The sequence below is a fragment of the Rhodococcus sp. H-CA8f genome, from assembly GCF_002501585.1.
Classification (GTDB): domain Bacteria; phylum Actinomycetota; class Actinomycetes; order Mycobacteriales; family Mycobacteriaceae; genus Rhodococcus_F; species Rhodococcus_F erythropolis.
On the sequence record NZ_CP023721.1, the window covers coordinates 109,203 to 128,612 of the forward strand.

Here is a 19,410-nt window from a genome sequence, read left to right on the forward strand (position 1 = left end):
GTGCGGCCCTTCGGTTATGCGGACGCTGCCGAGGCACCGGCGGGCTTTCCCGCAGGCTTCTTCGGACGTCCGGGACGCTTGGGGACAGGGTGATTAAATCTCTCGAGAAGCGCATCGGTCAGCAGACCGCCCTTGCGAACTTCCTCGATGCTCTCGTTGTACGCCTGCTGCGCGGCAACCTCATCCTTTTCCGCCTTCTCGCGTACTGCTGTTGCAGCGTCGACGGCGGCGCGTTCCTCTTCGAGCATGTCGAGGTTCGTTCTGATGTCGCGGGCGATCTGTTCTGCATCCGGAATTTCAGTCATTTAACTGTCCCTTTCTTTTGTGAAAACAGTAGCAATTTTCAGCGGATTTCATTCATGCGTTTCGCGGTCATCAAAAGTGTCGATCAACGTCGCCAACGCCAACGTGAAATCGGTCGTCGTCGGCTGAGAGAGATGCGCGATGTCGATCACGGTCGACTGCGACAGATGCTTGTCGTATCGAATTTCCACGACGTCACGTTTGTCGCGATGTTTGAGCCCTCGCGCAAATTCGGCGGTGTCGACCGCGGTCCGTGCGGGGTTGGTGTTGTTCAGGACGGTGATCCGGTGATTGTTCAGATTCCCGACGCCGCGCTGATGTAGATCCGACTGCGTCTCGTACAGCGTCTGCACACCGTCTTCGACGGTCGGCGCCATCATCACCAAGCCGTCGAGGCTGCGGAGCACCGTGTTGTACAGTTCCGAATCCATCAGCGCAGACATGTCGACGAACACGAATCGATACATCTGCCGCGCAGCGTCAAGGATTGCGTAGTAGTCGTTCGGGGTGACCGTGTTCGCCTTGTTCGTCCGGCTACCCGGCACGAAGACGAATCCGTCACCGCCGTCCCATACCTTGCTTGAGATTTCGGCGCCGCCGCCCCGCAGCACAGAAGACAACGTCATCATGATCTGCCGGTCACCGCCCGACTCGTTCACACCGAATGCCCGAGACAACAATGTGCCGTGCAGATCGGTGTCGAGTGCGATGACACTTTCGTCGCGGATCTCGGCCAACAACCGGGAGAGCACGACCGTCGCAGATGTCTTTCCGCAGCTTCCGCGGTACGACGTGACTCCGATGACGATGGGTTTACCGAGGTCACGGCGGATCACCTCGTGTGCGTAGTCCATGAGGTCGTTGAATCGTTCGGTCGCGCCTTTCCGCACGGGAAGGCCCAGCTTCACCAGCCACGCGCGCCATCCCTCTTTCGCGAGGTCGGCGCTTGCCAGCGCGGTATCGACCTCCGGTTCGGCGACCGCATTCGCGGGCGCCGCGGCTGCAGGCGTGGCCCTCGTGGCGTCGGCGCTCGCGGTAGTCGTCGCTCCTATTTGGGCCAGCAGACCCGGGTTCTCCGCCAACAAAGCCTGCAATTGTTCGGCGGTGATCGACGGCGGCGCGACCGCAGGTTGCGCGACAGCGGAATGCGCGACCGGCGCCTGCGAAATAGGCGGCTGTGAAACGGGCGGCGGCGAAATAGGCGGCTGCGCGACGGGAGAATGCGCAGCGCGGTGCTGCACTGGTGGCGATTGCTCAGCGTAGGACTGCGCAACATACGACTGCCTCACCCGCGGCTGCTCTACGTACGACTGCTCCGCAAACGACTGCTCCCCGAACGGCTGCTCTACGTACGGCTGCTCTACGTACGGCTGCTCCTCGAACGACTGCTCGACCGGCGGGTGTGCCGCTGGTGGGTGTGCGATCGGCGGCGGCGCGATGGGCGGCATCGATGAGATCGGCGTCCACCCGTCGGTGTCCACAGGAATTTCTGTGCTCGCAACTGGCGGTTCCGGCGGCGGCGCGAACTGCTGCGCAGGCGGAGCGTGCGATGGCTGACCGGAACTGCGCGGGCGCATGTTCGTGAAGGAGGGCCGCGGTTCAGCGGGCGGCATCTCAGGCTCCGCCCGCTGCGACGTCGGCTGCTCCTCGGCGAAGTCGTCGACGTCCGGCAATCCCACTTCCACGGACTGCTGCGCCAATTCCGGAGCCCGCGTTTGTTGCGGGGCTACCGGCGGCGGTGGTGCGGGCGTGTGGGGAGTACCTGCCACCAGCGCGGCCCGCATAGCTTCCAGTTCAGCAATGTCATCATTCGATTCAAACGTGGCCATAATTCCTCCGGTAAAACGTCACCCATTCGTGTCGAAGAATAACACGCATTTCCGCACTTAAATTGCGTCTCCAAACCCGCCGCGACCACGGTATCTCACTTCATTCTTTCCATCCACAGTCGATGAATAGAATGTGATATTAGGGCGTTCTTCTGTGGATTCATTTGGTGGTGGTTCGATGTTCATTCCCATGCTCTTTGCAAGGGTCTTGTATTCCTGCCACTGGACGTCACTGCTCACGGTGGAAAGGAACTCGCCGGAACGTCCGACGACGCCGTCGGAGATCGGATCGACCTCGCCGGGCTCGGCGGTTTCGCTGTAGACCTTCGCCACCCGGTGGAATGCGGTGGTGTCGACGTCGTGTGTGGTGATGGTGGTCGTGACGCTGGTGTCTTCGACGGCGTCCGGGTCTACGGAGATTTGTTCGATCGCGTCGAGGTAGTTCGCAATGGTCTGTCGGCGCTCGGCTTCGGGGTCCAGGGCAACCACAGCCGCGACGGCTTCCGCCGCTCCGTTCGGGGTTTCGCCGTCGTTGCGGTGATGACGCCCTCCGCTGTCGTCGCCTGCTGTTCCGGGGTATCCGCTGACCCTGGTGGCGACGGCGCCAGCGGCGGTCGCTGCTGCCATACCGGCGACTGCACCGGCTCCGATGTCACCTCCGCCCGTCAACGATGTCGGGTCGGTGAACGCGTCGGCTTTGGCGCCGGACATCTGCGTTTCCGCGTGGCCATTTGCTTCGGCGATCAGCGCCGACGTCGCGGCTGCCGCAAATTCCGCCGAGGACATCGGCCCGGCCGCGGGCTGAACTTCTGTCACCGTGTCGACGCCGTTGGGGGCAGTCGAGGTGAGCATCTTTCCGGCGACCGAATCGAGAATGACGGCGGGTTGTTTCGTCGTCAGGTCAACCGTTTTCACCGCCTCGTCCAATGCGGGGTCCACTACCGGCTGATCCACCGTCGGGCCTTTCTGCGTGGTGCTCTGCGAGTGTGTCTCGCTGGTGCCGTTGATAATCGCTTCCGACATCGCCAGCTCCGCTTTGGATGCTTTCTGGGCCTCGTTGAACGGTTCGGCGAGCCACTTCCCCATTCCGCCGTTCTGCCGGAAATCGTTCCAGCCGGTGGCACCGGAATCGGTGATCTCGATGCGGTTGCCGTCCTTGTCGCGCTTGAATCGGCGTCCGATGTATTTGTTCGCGAATTTGCCTGCCAGGAAGAACAGGGCGGACGAGATCAGCATCGTGATCACAGCAGGCATGTTCGTCGACGACACCGCGGTGATCAATGCAGCTGGCACCGCTGAGGCCACCACCACTGTGATGATCAGCCAGGCAAGACTTTTCGCGGCTTCGAGGAATCGGTCCTTGACCGCGTTGAGTTTTTTGCGCTCGTTTCCCGGGCTTGCCATCAGCATCGCGGCCTGCCAGGGCACGACGGCGACGTTCACGATCATCGTGCACAGCATCCAGGAGAAGCGCATCAGGATGATCCACGAGAAGTAGATGAATCCTGCTGCCATCAGGATCGAAACGATCGCCAGCCCGAGGGTGACGTGATCGGCTGTGGTTGCGGCTTTCTCGGATGCTGTCAGGCAGGAGAGTTTGGAGACGTTGCCGCCACCGGCGAGCGTGGCCGACCAGGATTCCCCACAGGCTGGTGCGAGTACCTCCTGGAAATTGATCACCTGCAACATCGGTGCGAGGAATCCGTCGACCTGTGGGCTGGCGCCGGTGGACTGCGGAGCCAAGCTACCGACGAACCAGGTGATGCCCGAGAACACCTTCACCAGCAGCGTGAAGGGGTTCGCCATCGCGATGATGATGATGAACAACAGGACCGCGGAGTTCATCACCTCGCTGGTGATCTTTTTCCGGAACGCTTCGTCGCCGCCGAGGGTCGAATTGTTGAGCTCGAATCCGCTGATGCGGCCACCGTTCTTTTCGGTGGTCAACACTTTGTCCCCGATGAACATACGCGCGAACAAAATCATCGCGGCGATGACGGCGATGTACAACGGATTGACGTATTGGTAGATCGTGTCGAGCAGGGATTGGTACACCGATCCGGCGACCTCGAGGAATAGACCCTTGTTGATGATCAGGTCCACGATCCAGATCGAGTACGTCAACAACAACTGCACGAACATGACGATCAATTCGGTCGGTGCGCGCCAGATCAGTGTCGACAGGCTGCCGGAGAAGTCGACACCGAACCTGCTGACCTGAGTGCCGTACTTGTCCGCCAAATCAATGAAGTCGACCAGCGGATTAGACATGGCCACCCACCGTCGCCCGGGTGGCATCCTCGATACGGATCATGCTGCTGGTCGTCGTGTCGGAGAAGCGGTGACGCCGCGCGCTGGCCTGCGGCAGGACCTTCACGCGAGCGATCGACCCCGATCCGTCCCGGTACCACCCTTCACCCTCGCGACCGCGAATTGCGCGATTGTTATTTTTCTTGTCACCAGGTGAGGTGTCGACCATCATCTTCTCGATCATCAACTCGGTGGCGGGTATTCCCATCCACTGCAGTGCCGCGATCGCGTTTTCGCGAATGGTCTGACGGAATGCGAACTTCTTACGGATCTGGTCGTAATTGCCGTCCTGTAGATCTTTCGCGAGCTGCGAACCGGCGACAACGATGTTTCCGGCCTTTCGCCCGACACGGTCGGGAGTGCGCACGAGATCTTCGAGGACACTCGACCCTTGAAGAAAGGACACTTCGTCGGCGATAAACGCATTGAGGTCACGGCTCTGCGAGAACACGTACGCCGTGTACGCGGCGATCGCGGTGTACAGCACGCGTCCGAATTGCTTCGACGGCTCTGTCGTGGGCGTCACGTCACCCTTGTGCACGGAAATGCCGTGGGTGCGGAACACGACAGCCCGGTCACGGCTCGGGGCGAACGCGGGCAGCCGCCGGACACCGCCGTCATGTCCGATCGGGTCGAACAGTGTCCGGGTGTATTCCTGCGAGGCGTAGAACGCCAGGCCCGTCGCCAATTGTTGTCCGTCTGCGGTCTTCTCGAGGTAGTCGATGAGGTCGCGGCTGGAATGAATGCCGTGACCCTTACGGTTTGCCGGTGTGAGTGCGTTCGCCAGGATCGACGCGTCTTTGCTCATCGGCGACAGACCGAGCAGCGGGAGCATGAGATCGACGAACAGCTTTCCTGCGCGCTCCATCGGGAGCACCTTCAGCGGGTCCAGAGAGTACTGCGGCGCCATCGCGTCGATGACATCCACACCGCCGAGCTGCTGCGCGTAGACAACCCACTCGCCGTGCTCGCTTTGATCGATCACCCATGCCGGGCACAGGAGATCTGACATGTGTCCGGCGAGCATCTTCTGGAAGTAGCTCTTTCCGGATCCCTGCTCACCGGTGCAGGCGATCGAACCATTTCCGCCTTCGGTGCCGCCGAGATAATCGTGCAGGATGATCTGGCCGAGCGCATTTTCCATGTTGATGGCGATCGGCAGACCCTGCAGATCTCCGACGTGACTCGTACGCAGCGGCAGGCACGCGGAGAACGTGTGCACGGTGGTGGTGCCTTTGAGTTCGGTGCCCATCGGTGTGCAGGACGACCCGGGCATCATCATGTTCAGCAATTCGAATTGTCCGCCGACCGGAACAAACGGCTCGAATCCGTTTCCACGGAACGTCTCCTTCAGCGCAGCCACTTGCTTGGTCAGCGTGAGGCGGTGGGGGTGGGCGAACGCGAAGATCGCGGCAACTTCCATCCCCCGCGGACCCTTTTCTTCGCTGACCTGACTCTGCAGCAGCCGACGTTCCCGGCCTCGGTCGCCGTACGCCTGGGCGTCGAATTCGTCGACAGAGTTCGCCTCGTTTTCACCAGCAAGGGTCTTGAGGAATTGTCGCGTTTCGGTCAGCGAAATAGCGTCCTGACTGAACGAGAATCGGAGCGCGAAATCCGCGTCGACACCGATCTGCTGATCGACGAGATAGGTGAACGTGTTGAGCGCATTTTTGGGGGTCGTTGGCCATCCACCGATAGCCATCAAAGTCTGATAGCTCGTCGGCCCGTCGGGCAAACTATTCGTACGTTGTTCAGGATTGCTGATGGAAAGCTGCTGTCCGTAGCGGATGGAGCCGTAGTTCTCGCGCAGCCGACCGAGCTTCCGTTTCGGTGTGGCTCTGACAGCGCCGGAGTCCACTGCTTCGAGGAACTCGTCGAGGACCGCGCGTGTATCCGCGGCCTTGTCGATGATGACGTTTCCGAACCCCTTCGGCGAGATGGGTGTGGTGTTCTCTCGCGGCGGCGCGCTCGGCACCTCGATTCCGCGTAGGCGCATGCGTTCGTGGACCCACTGCAGCATCAGCGGCGTGGTCCGCGCGGGTTCGAATGCGTCGGGCAGGAGATCGAAGATCTGTGTTTCCAGCCGTGCGATGTAGTTCCGGTCGATGGAGGCGAAAGGGTCGGTGCCGTTCAGTTTCGCCACGGTGCCTGACGTTCCGCTTGCCGCGGTCGGGATTTCGATGCTGAGAATGTAGAGGCGCTGAAATTCTTCGAGCTTTCCGCGCTGCATCTGCTGGAAGAACGCATCGACATGTGCGGCGAGAGCGCCGTGTCGTCCGTCGGCGATATCGGGGATGCCTTTGAGCATGCGGTCGACGAACTCTTCGGGGGATGTTTTCGCCTTGATACCCAGTAGCAGCATGTCGCCGCTGCCGATCTGACTCAGGTTGTGGAAGAGATCTTTGTTGCGTGCCTGCCCGTTGGCGATCGACGTGCCCTGGTACGCACTGACGTTGATTCCGCTGAGGTGGTAGTTCGCCCAAATACGGCCATCGGCCGTGTAGATCAGGTTTCCCCGGACCTCGCGTACCGGAGTGAGGTAGTCCCCCATGTCGTCCCCTTCTAACAGTGTGAGTTCAGTGATTCCGGTACACGGAATTCGAATCCGTGAGCAGGTCGAAATCGTCGTTGATGTCGCCGTCGACGTCGGGCGTCTGGAAGTTCTTGACGCGACGCTCGCGCATCGCATCTCGAATCAGAGAGAGCTGCGTCCCCTCGCGAAGGTTGCCCATCTGCGTCAGCTTCACTATTGCGAAGAAAGCCGTCAGCAAAATGACGAAGCCGATGAAGACGACGAATCCAAGGGCGATAGTTCCGGCGACGAATGAGGCGAAGGCCGCGAGTGCCGCCGTCGCCGCGACGATGACTCCCAGAATCGCTGCCGACCCGATACCGATGTGATTACCAGCAACAGGGAAGGTGACACCGACTGCGCGAACGCGGTTGTAGACGCGAAAATGGCGCATCCGCGGTCACATCTTGTCTGTAATGAACTTCGCCACCCAGGTGACGAACGGGATGACCACGAGAATGGCTGCCATCGCGATTCCGGCGTCGATCATGATGGAAGCGGTCTGCTTGGCGCGGTCCTCGGGTGCAACGACTGCACCGTTCTGACCGGAAGACAGGTAGTTCTTGAAGAGGCGCCACGTCGCCACCAGAACGACCGCGCCGACCAAAATCCCAGCGACCCACATCGCGATCTTGGTGAAATCAATATCGCTTCCGGATGCCGTGATGCCTTGTGCGATCACGGCGAATGCATCTTCCGCACCAATGGTGTCCATAATTAATTTCCTTCTCCTGGGTGTACCGATCACACGTTCAAACGCGCCCGGTTCGGCAATTAATCGCGAGTGTCGGCGCCAATTTGTCTCGCACAGGCTAGCACCGGAAGCCACCATTTTTCCCACCCAATTGGCGCCATAAGTTTCGCCCCGAAGAGCCTCGGATGTTGACGCGGTACATCGCCTGAAGATGGCCCAGATGACCAACAAATGGCCACCACGTAATGTGCCCAAAGCGCAACCCGAGATAGCGAACCTGGGCGCCACGAATTGGGGTTGACAAGCCCTCCATACATCGTGATATGGCGCTCAGAGACGCGCCCAAGGATTGGCCAATTCCGGTGCCAAAACGAGCGCCACTCCCTCCGCCATAACCCTCGCCATGAGCTAATCCACCACCCCGAGGCACGCGAGGAGGCTCGAAACGCTTTTAACTGCATGTTTAGGTCGATTTCACGCCCTCCGGCGCATCCTGAGATACGCGATTAGTCGCCATGGACCCCGCCATGAGCATCGCCATGCTCATCGCCACAGCCCTCGCCATGCACCTCGCCAAACTAGGTGCCACGAGATGCGCCATGGTTGCCGCCATGAGCCTATTTTTCGAGGTCAGAGGCGGTCGCCATGCATCTCGCCAACGAACCCGACGCCGAAATAGCGCGTCGCCACTGGGAGAATACGGATCAATAATTCGGCGCAACCGCCAGAACAATTAGAGAACAGTTGCGTATCGGGCTGCCGAAGAAGTGCAATATCAAGCCGTTCACAGTGTCTATGATGACGTTCATGCGCCTCTACATGTCGTCGCCACAAGGCACGTCGATGAACCTCGCCCGAAACATGGAGCGAGTGGCGCGGCTATACGGCAAAGGGTTCCTCGACGACGCATCGACTGTGTGGATCAATTCGGATGTTCGGGCGCCCGCGTTCTGGACTTTGGCTGCGCGTCCGTCATGTGTTCTCTGGGTTTCCGCGCCGTCATCGGGCACGGTGCGGTTGACAAAAGATCGGATTCGGTGGGCGGCGACCTACAACGACACATCGAAAGCGCCCGCGATTGATGTCTCGGTGAGCACGCTGCCCGTCGACTCCATCAAACATGTGACAGTCGTCGTCGAACATGGACACCCCACCGAGCCGGTCCAGGTGATCGATGGGACCGACTCGGTGAAAATGGTGGACGGGTTTTATCAGGGCCATGAGGCTGCGGTGTTGGACCTCAACAATTTCGTTCCCACAGAAGGTGAACGGACGTTGCCTACGTACGCGACCTCATTGGCGTTCGTGCACGGAACGAATCTGCTCACGACCGGCATGGGCAAAAAGATGGTCACCGAATTCGAAGAGAACATCGAACGGCACGGCATCGACCTCTCTCCGATAATGCTCAACCAGTTGGTGGAGGCCGCGGAAACTTTCAATGTGACGGCGCGGCTACTCACCGAGCAAATTTCGTCCCAGTCGACTTAGTTGCCGGGGACGAGCTGGTTTTTCGACACTTCCACCACACTGTCGACGGAATCGATCTGCCATGTTCCGTTGTCCGTTCGGTGCACTGTCATCGGGACATCCATCGTGTGAAATGTCGTGAGCGAAAATCCCGCCCGAACGGTGACGAGAATCTTCAGCGCAGCTCCGACCTCATACTGATCGACGTTCACGCTTCCCTTCGTTCGGACAACAAGCGCATCCGCCGACGAATACGGAGAATTCGGAATAGGCGCACCAGTGAATGATGACGACACGAATCGACCGAGCGTCCCTTCCCCCGCCGTGAAATACGCCTGCGCGAACGAATTCACTGTCGTTCCGAGGCTCGACGTCACCGACACGTTGGAATCGAAATTCGGCGACAAGTCGACACCAGGCCGAGAATGATCAACCAACCGAGGCATCGTCAACGCCCGCAACGCCTCATCCTGCTCGATGACGGTTACCAGGTAATAGAGCCGCTGAGACGCGCCGTTGTTCGGAGGAACAATCGTCACGCCGAGCTTGACCCACCACTCGGTTCCCACACCACCAGGGTCGGATCGCGTGAGGTCCGCGACGCTCACGTCGGAAATCTCGACGGGCTCCGTACCCCACTTCGTAGGCAACGCAGAGGTGTCACTGACCATTTGTTTGACCGTCGGTGCGTCACGTTCGGTTCCAGTGAGCCAGACCGTCAGAAAATTCGTCGAGAAGAACTGCACTCGCTGCATCGTGGTGAACTCACGGGTGGTGTCCGGAATCTGCGGAGTCGGCTTCAACACGACCATCAGAAATAGAAGAAGAACGGCGACAACTGTGACGTAACCGATGAACGTATTTCGTTTGATCGTCCGCAACAGAGACGCCTCGGTAAACATCCCAGACGGAGCGGATTTAACACGCTTGAATGCGACGGGAACAGCGATCCGGATGCGGTCGATAATTGACATGAACCAATGATACTTTTTATCGGCGATCTCCGTGGGGAAGGAACAGTCCATGAGTAGGCCTTTGAGCGACGACGAACGTCGCTCCATCAACGTCAATAAAATCGACGATGCACTCGCTGCTTTTGCGAGTACACCGATCGATGAACTCGATGCCGACAAGTGGATGGCGGACCTCGACGACGCCCTCACCCCCGGACATACCCGTCGCCCGCTCGAGGTTCCGGACGAGCCGGTGGTGCGCACTCCGAAACGATCGATGCATCACGAAGTCGGCGGCGACGACGATGCCGACGAAGACGTTCAGCATCTACCGACGTGGGACGACGACGATGTCGTCAGCGACACACAATCCACGGTCGATGACGGCGCCCGCGTCGGCGTCGGCACCCCCGAACCCGATGACGCAATCCCACCCCCACCCGAAAATCCCGCGGCTGACGAGGAGTTCGCAGCGGAGCAGGTTCCGGACAACTACCTACCGACGCTCTCCTCGGCATTGGATCGAAACGCAGAGTCGGTTGATCCGGGTCTTCAGTTGAGTGCAGGATTTCGGGACCTGCTCGCACGCAGGCCGAGCGCGCCACCGTCGAACGACTTCTACGGCAACGAGTACGGCTCCGTCGACAACGATTCCCACGCCGCTGCGACACCTCCCCCGTCATCGCTCGCTCCTGCGCCCCCAGTGTCCGCGCCGCCCGCGCACAACGATCCGTACGCCGCGGCGCCCAACTCGGCCTCCACGTCCGACGACACTGCGGCGATCCCTACGATCGACACTCCTGGGGCTCCGGCCGCGCCACCGCCGATACCACTGCGGGGCGCTCGCACGGACAAGCCGAGCGCGCCGAGCGGCGTACTCGGCGCGCTGCGTGAGCGATTTACGACGATGTCTCCCGGGCGCCGCAAAGCCGTCAAGTTCCTGGCGCCCGCCGCGGTGTTGGTCGGGATTATCGTCGGCGTCAATTCCTGTATCCCGGACGAGAAAGCGCCGCCGCCCCCAGCCGCCGCAGCCACCCCGGGCGCAGGTGCTCCAGCCACGACAACGGGTGCCGCAACGGCGATCCCAGTCCCCGAGAGCGCCGTCGGAGTACTCGCCCCGAGCGCGGTCTCCGCGAAATGCCCCGAAGGCTCGACAGACGCCCGTTTCGCGTTCACCGCCGACAAGTCTCAGGCGTGGATCTGCAAGCGGGCTCTCGGAATCGACGGGGCGGTCATGGAGATCACGTTCCCGTACGCAGTGGTCATCTCCGACGTGTTTCTGACGCCGGGCTTCGACTACATCGAACCGTCGGGGATCGATCGCTGGATCGAACATCGCACTGTCTCTCGTGTGCAGTGGTCGATCGGCAATCAACGGTTCATCCAGGAAATCAACCCCTCACGTACCGGGGCGAACATGCCGATCCCCGAAGTGAAGACGCAGAAAATCACCCTCACGATCATGGCGACCGCCGAGCCGACCGGCGCCGTCAATCGAGGGTTCGGTGCAGCAGCCGGAGCGAAGGACGACTCTTTCGCCATCTCACTCATCCGCATCACAGGCCACCAGCCCTGACGAGAACTAGGACCACATGATGAACGCGACAATGGACGAGAAGCAGCTCGTCGAAACCCACTACCAGGCATTGCGATTTCTCTTCGAAGGAAACTCCACCGCCGCGCGCGAGCATTTCGTGTACGCAATCAGTGAGCAGACACTCGAATGCGACACCTTCCGCGGACTTGCAGCGTGCTCAACGGGGCGCTTCGCCACCGACGAACAAATTCAGGCGATCTACCTGACACGCAAGTCGTTCGGGGATTTGACGTACAAAGCGTTCCAGCACGAATCCCGCGAATACAACGTTCAACTGCGAGAACGAAAACTCACCACCCCGGAACCTGAATGCATTTATCAGACCAAGTTTTTCGGCGTCGACATCCCCATCCACTTCGTGGACAACCTGTGCGCCGCGGCAGCAGCGAGTTACATGAACGGTGACCGGTACGACCGCGCGTTGAAAGCGCTCGACGGAGCCGGAGACAAGCCGAGTGTGCACTTGATGCGTGCCGCGCTGTACTACCGCACCTCCCGGTGGATGGATCTCATCCCGGCGATCGAACCGCTGCGCAATGCCGCCATCGTCGACGAATACGGCGCGACTGTTGTTGATCCCCAAGGCGCTGCGGTGCCGAATGTGTTGTTCCACGAATTGGCATATCTGCTCCTGCACACCGCGCAGACGCACCTGGGTAACAGTGACAACTCGAAAGAGGTGTTCGACACCCTCACCAAATCGCGCTTCACTGCCGTGTCCGGCGAAGCCCATCGGATGCTCGGAATGATCGCGCGCACGAACGGCGACGAAAAAACCGCGCAGCAACACTTCGCGATGGGTGTGGCGTTGTCGCGTTCGGACGAACTCCTCCGAGTCCAGGGGGACCGCACCGAGTACCTACGGATCACCAATGCGGACTTGATTTCTCGCCGCGAAAGCTATTGGGACGTCAGCACGGAACCGTCGTTGGAAATGGAACAGCGGACGGAGTTGGACACTCATCGTTCGGATCTGCTGGCCAAGGGCAAGGCGGAACTGGCGCGACAGATCGGTATGTCGAACGTCAAGGCGCAGATAGCGACCCTCGAGAACACGTTGCGGATCAACGCAGAGTTCAAAAAGCGCAACCTCGCTGTCGCAGAACGCACGAACCACCTTATGTTCGTCGGCCCTCCCGGCACCGGCAAGACCACGATCGCCCGCGTTGTCACCGACATCTTCGGCGGCACCGGTGTGTGCCGTCTACCTAAGATCGTCGAGGTCTCACGCCAGGATCTCGTCGCCGAACACTGGGGCGCGTCGGGGCCGAAGACTCAGGCAATGATCGACAAAGCCCTCGGCGGAGTCCTGTTCATCGACGAGGCCTACAACTTGGTGCAGACCACCGACGGACAGAAGGACCCGTTGGGCCAGGAAGCCGTCGATGCACTACTCAAGGCAATGGAGGACAACCGGGACGATCTGGTGGTCATCATCGCCGGATACGAAAAGGAACTGAACCAGTTCCTGAACACGAACGACGGTCTGACATCTCGGTTCAACACCACCATCACATTCGAGACGTACTCCCCCGAAGAAATCGCCGACATCGCCGAAGTCATCGCCACCAGTCGCAGTCTGATCCTCGACGCCGCCGCCAAAGTATCCATCGTCGACGCAGTTCAAGACATGGTCGGCGTCACAGACGACAAGCGGAAAAAACTGATCGACAAAGCAGGCAACGGACGCTTCGCCCGAAACATCATCGAAAAGGCTGAAGGATACAAAAATTCACGCTTTGCGGGCGCACAAGAGTTGGGTCGCCTCAGCTCCGAAGAAATGCAAACATTGATCGCGAGTGACGTCGAATCGGCGATCGCTGAAATCAGGAAGAATCTCCGTTGATTCAACCGCCGAGACTGGGGAAATAGTGCGATGGCTCCACGCTTTCTGACAACAAAGACACAGATTTCTGGATACCGGATGCTGGTCCGCCGAATCGAACAGGCATTCACGCGCCGTGACACCCGGCTGTTGTCGTCGCCGTTCTCGATGCAGACGACAGCGGTGATCCTCGGCTTCGGTCTCGCCGGACTCGTTCTAGCCGCCGGGTTCGTGATGGGGTTGATCAAACCCCAGCCCACCCGCGGTGAGGCGTCGATCGTCGCGACTCAGTCCGGTGGCCGATACGTCATGTACAACGGCGCTCTGCATCCGGTGACGAACCTGTCGTCCGCACGGCTCATCGTCGGTAAAGCCGACGCGATCAAAACCGTCAAAGATGCGGAACTTGAAAAGTATCCACGCGGATTGTTGATGGGCATTCCCGGTGCACCGGACGAAATGATTCCCCGCACGGACGACACCTCCCGGTGGGCGGTGTGCACGCAATACAACTCGGCGACGTCATTGGATCTGACCCCGAATATCTCGACGCGAACCCTGCTCATTGCCGGTGATCCGGAAATCGTTCCCGCGCAGGAACCGATCAGTGATTCCGAAGCGATCCTGGTCAGCGAGCGCGACGGAAACACCAAAAAGACGTGGCTGCTCTACAACGGCATGCGCAGTGAGATCAGCATGTCGGAGAAGGCACTGACCTCGGCGTTGCAGGTCGATCAGGACATGCTCGACAAGGCCACACCGGTGTCTGCTGCTTTCCTCGACGCTGTCCCCGTCCGCGAAGCGATGCGGGCGCCGCGTCTGCTGCGCCAGGGTCAGACATCGACCGCCGTCCCCCAATATCAGGTCGGTGCCGTTCTCTCCTCCACCGGCATCGACGGCGATTCGATGTACCTGGTCTTCGACAACGGTGTGCAGCCCATCGGCTCGTTCACCGCACAGGTGATGATCAACAACGGCTCCAAGTTCGTCGACAACGTCTCCGCTGCCCAAATCGCCGCAGCCCCGCACGTCGTCGGCGCGGACATGGATCACTGGCCCGCTCAGCGCCCGACTCTCGTGCAGAAGGACACGGTGTGCTTCGACTGGTCCCGTCACGGTCAGGCCGCTGCCGATTCCTCCCTGTTCGCACTCAATTCGGTGCCACTGAAATCCGAGGCACGCGATCGCGTTGTCGCATTGCTCCCGGGCACTGATCAGAGCCCGCAGGCTGATTTCTTCTACACCGACCCCGGTCGTGGTTGGCTCGTTCAGGTGACCGGCGAAAGCGACGGGTCGCTGGCTCGTGAGCAGCTGTGGTGGGTCGGCGACAACGGTGTCCGCTATGCGATTACCGGTGATTCCGGCAGCTCACCGGGCGACACTCTCACCAAATTGGGGCTCGGTGATGCCGCTACACAATTGGTGCCGTGGTCCGTTCTGAGGCTGCTTCCAGAAGGCGCCAACCTTTCGCCGAATTCCGCTAGCGTTATCCACGAACAAATACCCGTGGAAATGGCAAAGAATCCGATCACAAATGTTGAAGGATTGAAGTAGTGGCGCAACGCGAATTTAGGTCCCGACCCCCCATTAATCCGAAGCTCGGGAATCACACCGTAGAACTCCCCGACCCACTGCCCCAGCCTGAGGGCACCAAGGGGCCGATTCTGCAGCGAATCCTGCCGTTCCTGATGATCGCGATGATGCTCGGCTTCGTCGGCCTGATGGTCACTCAGTCCGGATCGTTCAGCATTTACATGCTGATGATGCCGATGATGATGCTCATGGGTCTGACGTCGATGCTCGGCGGCGCCGGTGGCGGCGGAACCAGCGAACTCAACGCTGATCGCCGGAACTACTTCCTCGACATTCGTGAGCGGCGCACACTCGCGCATCGCAACGGTGAAGCGATGTTCACGGCACAGGAAATGTCATTTCCGCAGCCCGCTCGATTGACACAACTCATCGGGTCCGACGACAAGAACTTTCAGTCGATGTGGGCGGTCTGGGCGGCGAACCCAGGCGGTTTCGTCACCAAGGAAGGCACCGAGGACGAAAAGGCATACCGCCCTTATCTCGCCGCTCGAATCGGCCGTGGCACCGTCGAACTCGAACCGCTGATCGTGACCAAGGAATTGGCCGTCGCGGAACAGATCGAGCCCGTCACATTGGGCGCGTACCGCGGATTCCACCGGACCCAACGTTTCGTGCCCGGCTTCCCGATCGCATATCACCTGGGGCGCAGTCCGTTCCATTCGTTCGAAGGTGCCGACGCACGTGTTCTTCCCCTGGTGCGGGCGATGGTCGCGTCGCTGGCGTTCAACCACTCCCCTGACCGCCTCGAATTGGTGTTGATCACCGACGACCCCGACGGCGCGGACTGGTCAGCATTCAAGTGGCTTCCCCACGCCAATGACCCGACACGTATGACACCGGACGGTTCGGCTCGCCGGATCTACCGCAGCCTCGCCGATTTCGTGAACGATCTCCCCGAGTCCGTCAGCGAACGACCGGCGTTTCGTGACAACGCCTCCTCGAGTACCAACGAGGAACTCCCCTACGCGCACATGATCGTGCTCATCGATCTCCCCGACGCGGAGGTTCGGCTGCCGGAACTGTTCGGCGTCAGCGGAATCGACGGCATCACTTTGTTCGTCGTGCGGGCGGGAGTCAACGAGATTCCCTTCGCGGAAGATTCCGCGTTGACTCTCGACGCGGACGGCAAGCTCTCCACACCACTGGAACCGGCATTGATCACGGCCGACGAGATGAGCACCGCCGAATTCGATGCGTTCGCGCGCAAGATGAGCGGCTACCGCACCGGCCGCGCCGTCGTCCTGCCCGGAGTTGTCGACACGGCACCGGTATCGACCGGCCGCACCCCGTATCTGAAAGCACTCGGTATCAACGATCTCGAATCCTTCGATGCATACGAGTTCTGGAAGCGCGCCGCCGCCGACCGAGAACGCACCATCCCCATCGGCGACATCCTCGACGAAACATCGCTGCTCCCTACAGGTCTGCTGGCAGATCTGAACCTGTCGGAATCTTCGGTCGGTGGTTCCGGCCCGCACGGGTCGATGCAGGGCGCCACCGGTACCGGTAAGTCGTTCCTCCTGCAGCCGATGGTTCTCTCACTCTGCTGCAAGTACTCCCCCGATCAGGTCGCGTTCATCCTCATGGACTTCAAGGGCGGCGCGACGTTCATGGGGTTCGAGAAGTTGCCGCACGTGCTTGCGAACATCACGAACTTGGAGAGAGACCTCGACGTTCTGCAGCGCGCGGACATCGTCATTCGCGGTGAGTTGAACAAGCGTCAGGAATTCTTTGACAAGCACAAGGTTCCTGGCATCCTCGAGTACGTCAAAAAGCGTGCGAAGAACCCGGAACTTCCTCCACTGCCGGAATTGTTCGTCATCATCGACGAGTTCGGTGAGTTCATCGTCGAGAACCGTGACTTCCTCAAACTGTTCTCCAAGATCACCAAGGTCGGCCGCTCCATGGGCGTTCACCTGATGCTCGCCTCGCAGTTCATCGACCAGACCGTTGTCGGTGACATCCAGAACAACCTCACCTTCGGAATCAGCCTCGCAGTCAACAACTCCACGGCCTCACGGTTCGTGATCGGCAGCGACGCCGCCATCAACCTCCAAAGCGGCAAAGGGCACGCCTATTTGCGTCGCAGTGGCACCAAAGACTCCGGCCTGGCATTGATCCAGGGGTTCCCGGTCAACGCCCCGTACGTGCCGTCTGCGGCGCCGACTGTGGACATCGGTGTCTCCGGCGCCGACGTCGACGAAACCACCGGCACCGACAACGACGTGATCCCGTTCAGCTCCATCAGCACCACCACCACGGTCATCGACACCGACGGCACCGTCGTCACCGTCGACGAACCGGTCATCAACCCCGACCACTACGCCGAAGAACGCGAAGCTCTGCTCGACGCCCTCATCCAGTACCAGGACATCCAGCCGAGAACGCTCTGGCAGCCCACCCTCACCGCACCGATCAGCTTCCACGGCGCCACCCTCCCCATCTCCGACAACAGTGGCTTGCGGATCCGCATCGGCGATCTCGACGACCCGTACAACCACCAGCGGGTGCCGTACACGATCCGACCAGAAGGAGCAGGCGCACACATCCGTGTCGTCGGTGCTCGCGGCACCGGAAAGTCGACAACCCTGCAAACGATCATCGCCTCTGCCGCACAGACATACGCGCCTACGCAGGTGCAGTTCTATCTCATCGACAGCGGCACGAAGCTGCAGGAAATGGAGAACTACCCGAACGTCGGTGGCCGCGCCTCGATCAACGACGACGAGATGATCGACCGCATCATCGCCGAGTTCACCCGCATCGTTTCCCTCCGCACCGACGAGTTCGAACGTCGCCGCGTCGCGAACTACGCCGCCTACACCGCATCGAAGATCGACGAACCGGTTCCCGGTGATCACTACGGCGAAATGTTCCTGGTCATCGACGGAGTCAACGATCTCCTCGACGTCCGGCAGGAAGGTATCAGCGGCACGATCGCCACCCAGCGCACCGCAGCGCTCACCAAGATCGCTGCCGCCGGAGGCTCACGCGGCATCCACCTCGTCATCGCCGGTGAGATGGAGTCGAACAAGATCAACTTCTACAACCAGTTCGCACTGTGGATCCTGCACCCGTCGGCGAACCCGAACGAGTTCACCACCGCCATCAGGGATCGCGACATTCGCACCAAGTACGCGACGATCCCCGACGGGCAGCCGGGACGAGTACTCGAACCCACAGTCGGCTACCACGCACGTATCTACGTCCCGCAGCTCGAGACGATCGAACCGATCCCGGGCAGCGATCCGATCGAATACGACCCGAAAGCTGACTACGGTGACGGAATCCGCGCTCTCGGTGAACGTCTCGCGGCGCAGTACGTAATTCCCACCGACGACGGCGGAGAGATCGAGGTCCGGGCACCGAAGATCGTCACGGTGCCGCATCAGCTCGAATGGGCCACGGTGTGGCAGATCTACCAGCAGAGCACCCTCGCGATGGGCGCTCCGCGGGCGCTGCCACTCGGCGCTGCAGCAGACGATCTGAGCTTGGTCATGCTGCCCACCGACGACGGTCGCGCAAAATCGCACATGATGATCGTCGGCGACCCAAGTTCCGGCAAGACAACAGTGGTCAGGTCGTTGCTGCGCAGCATCATCGAGCAGTACACACCCGACGAAGCACAGATCTACCTCTTCGATCCGGGCTTCACGATGATGAACGAATCCGCAATACTCAGCGCATTCGGCATGCTCGCCCGGTACGAAAACCAGCCCGCCCGCATCCAGGAAGCCGCCGAAGACATCGCGGAAATCATCGCCAAGCGTCAGCCAGATCTCGAAGCCGTCGGACCGCAGGAGATCGCCGAGGGCACCTGGTACTCCGGCCCGAAGATCTTCGTGTTCATCGACCCCGCAACGACATTGACGTCGACCGGATCCTGGGACGCGGCGCCGACGGACGCGCTGAACACCGCTATCGCCGCGCAGCAGGCGTTGGGCATGAGCATGGGCCTGCAGGTCTTCGCGACGGAGACCACGAACCAGTACATGACCCGCCGCAACGGGTCGGCCTTCTACAAGGCACTCATCTCCTCGAATGCCGACATCCTGCTTCTGTCGGGCACCTCCACCGAGCCCGTTGCAGGTTCGTACAGTTCAGCGGACGGCAAGATCATGTTCGCTCGCCGCCGACCAGGCCTGGGGCAGCTGTACTCGCCCAGTTCGAACAGCGGGCACCCGGTCGTGCAGACCTCGTTCCATCCCCCGTTCGATCCCCCAGCTCAGGAAGGCTGAGCCCGGACACGGACGCACAACAACTG

12 protein-coding genes are annotated in these 19,410 nt (G+C 60.5%); 5 read left to right on the forward strand and 7 right to left on the reverse strand.

The window, feature by feature from the left end:
- Positions 1-14: 14 nt before the first annotated feature.
- The 6 genes from CPI83_RS29470 to CPI83_RS29495 are packed head-to-tail and all read right to left on the reverse strand — an operon-like array spanning position 15 to position 7,729.
- Positions 15-305: a hypothetical protein gene (locus tag CPI83_RS29470; protein ID WP_097388394.1), complete on the reverse strand. Its 291-nt coding sequence runs from the start codon at positions 303-305 to the stop codon at positions 15-17.
- Positions 306-353: 48 nt separating this feature from the next.
- Positions 354-2,132, reverse strand: coding sequence for a ParA family protein (locus tag CPI83_RS29475; RefSeq protein WP_097388395.1), 1,779 nt, complete (start codon positions 2,130-2,132; stop codon positions 354-356).
- Positions 2,133-2,189: 57 nt separating this feature from the next.
- Positions 2,190-4,403, reverse strand: coding sequence for a hypothetical protein (locus CPI83_RS29480; protein WP_157920663.1), 2,214 nt, complete (start codon positions 4,401-4,403; stop codon positions 2,190-2,192).
- Positions 4,396-6,993 (reverse strand): ATP-binding protein, encoded by a 2,598-nt coding sequence (locus CPI83_RS29485; protein WP_157920664.1) that lies wholly within the window; start codon positions 6,991-6,993, stop codon positions 4,396-4,398. The genes CPI83_RS29480 and CPI83_RS29485 overlap by 8 nt, the downstream gene beginning before the upstream one ends.
- A 25-nt stretch (positions 6,994-7,018) precedes the next feature.
- Positions 7,019-7,408 (reverse strand): hypothetical protein, encoded by a 390-nt coding sequence (locus CPI83_RS29490; RefSeq protein ID WP_097388398.1) that lies wholly within the window; start codon positions 7,406-7,408, stop codon positions 7,019-7,021.
- 6 nt (positions 7,409-7,414) lie between these two features.
- The gene (locus CPI83_RS29495) at positions 7,415-7,729 is read right to left on the reverse strand and encodes a hypothetical protein (protein WP_097388399.1); all 315 of its coding nucleotides are present in this window, start codon (positions 7,727-7,729) and stop codon (positions 7,415-7,417) included.
- 786 nt (positions 7,730-8,515) lie between these two features.
- On the opposite strand from CPI83_RS29495, the gene CPI83_RS29500 reads away from it, so the two are divergent.
- The gene (locus tag CPI83_RS29500; protein ID WP_157920665.1) at positions 8,516-9,199 is read left to right on the forward strand and encodes a hypothetical protein; all 684 of its coding nucleotides are present in this window, start codon (positions 8,516-8,518) and stop codon (positions 9,197-9,199) included.
- Here the strand turns inward: CPI83_RS29500 and CPI83_RS29505 are convergent.
- Complete coding sequence (locus CPI83_RS29505) at positions 9,196-10,152, reverse strand: conjugal transfer protein (protein ID WP_157920666.1); 957 nt, start codon at positions 10,150-10,152, stop codon at positions 9,196-9,198. The two genes, CPI83_RS29500 and CPI83_RS29505, sit on opposite strands and share 4 nt — an antisense overlap.
- Positions 10,153-10,201: 49 nt before the next feature.
- Here CPI83_RS29505 and CPI83_RS29510 point away from each other — a divergent pair, with 49 nt between their 5' ends.
- The 4 genes from CPI83_RS29510 to CPI83_RS29525 all read left to right on the forward strand — a co-directional run bounded on the left by CPI83_RS29510 (position 10,202) and on the right by CPI83_RS29525 (position 19,384).
- Positions 10,202-11,707: a hypothetical protein gene (locus tag CPI83_RS29510; protein WP_157920667.1), complete on the forward strand. Its 1,506-nt coding sequence runs from the start codon at positions 10,202-10,204 to the stop codon at positions 11,705-11,707.
- A gap of 16 nt (positions 11,708-11,723) precedes the next feature.
- Positions 11,724-13,574: an AAA family ATPase gene (locus CPI83_RS29515; protein ID WP_097388403.1), complete on the forward strand. Its 1,851-nt coding sequence runs from the start codon at positions 11,724-11,726 to the stop codon at positions 13,572-13,574.
- 30 nt (positions 13,575-13,604) lie between these two features.
- Positions 13,605-15,107: a type VII secretion protein EccB gene (eccB, locus tag CPI83_RS29520; protein ID WP_097388404.1), complete on the forward strand. Its 1,503-nt coding sequence runs from the start codon at positions 13,605-13,607 to the stop codon at positions 15,105-15,107.
- A 134-nt stretch (positions 15,108-15,241) separates the two neighbouring features.
- Positions 15,242-19,384 (forward strand): FtsK/SpoIIIE domain-containing protein, encoded by a 4,143-nt coding sequence (locus tag CPI83_RS29525; protein WP_097388405.1) that lies wholly within the window; start codon positions 15,242-15,244, stop codon positions 19,382-19,384.
- Positions 19,385-19,410: the final 26 nt, after the last annotated feature.

What these genes read in the sequence shown, in the direction of transcription:
- CPI83_RS29470 (WP_097388394.1), bottom strand. Translation starts at nt 305, where the DNA reads ATGACTGAAATTCCGGATGCAGAACAGATCGCCCGCGACATCAGAACG.
- CPI83_RS29475 (WP_097388395.1), bottom strand. Translation starts at nt 2,132, where the DNA reads ATGGCCACGTTTGAATCGAATGATGACATTGCTGAACTGGAAGCTATG.
- CPI83_RS29480 (WP_157920663.1), bottom strand. Translation starts at nt 4,403, where the DNA reads ATGTCTAATCCGCTGGTCGACTTCATTGATTTGGCGGACAAGTACGGC.
- CPI83_RS29485 (WP_157920664.1), bottom strand. Translation starts at nt 6,993, where the DNA reads ATGGGGGACTACCTCACTCCGGTACGCGAGGTCCGGGGAAACCTGATC.
- CPI83_RS29490 (WP_097388398.1), bottom strand. Translation starts at nt 7,408, where the DNA reads ATGCGCCATTTTCGCGTCTACAACCGCGTTCGCGCAGTCGGTGTCACC.
- CPI83_RS29495 (WP_097388399.1), bottom strand. Translation starts at nt 7,729, where the DNA reads ATGGACACCATTGGTGCGGAAGATGCATTCGCCGTGATCGCACAAGGC.
- CPI83_RS29500 (WP_157920665.1), top strand. Translation starts at nt 8,516, where the DNA reads ATGCGCCTCTACATGTCGTCGCCACAAGGCACGTCGATGAACCTCGCC.
- CPI83_RS29505 (WP_157920666.1), bottom strand. Translation starts at nt 10,152, where the DNA reads ATGTCAATTATCGACCGCATCCGGATCGCTGTTCCCGTCGCATTCAAG.
- CPI83_RS29510 (WP_157920667.1), top strand. Translation starts at nt 10,202, where the DNA reads ATGAGTAGGCCTTTGAGCGACGACGAACGTCGCTCCATCAACGTCAAT.
- CPI83_RS29515 (WP_097388403.1), top strand. Translation starts at nt 11,724, where the DNA reads ATGATGAACGCGACAATGGACGAGAAGCAGCTCGTCGAAACCCACTAC.
- eccB (WP_097388404.1), top strand. Translation starts at nt 13,605, where the DNA reads ATGGCTCCACGCTTTCTGACAACAAAGACACAGATTTCTGGATACCGG.
- CPI83_RS29525 (WP_097388405.1), top strand. Translation starts at nt 15,242, where the DNA reads ATGATCGCGATGATGCTCGGCTTCGTCGGCCTGATGGTCACTCAGTCC.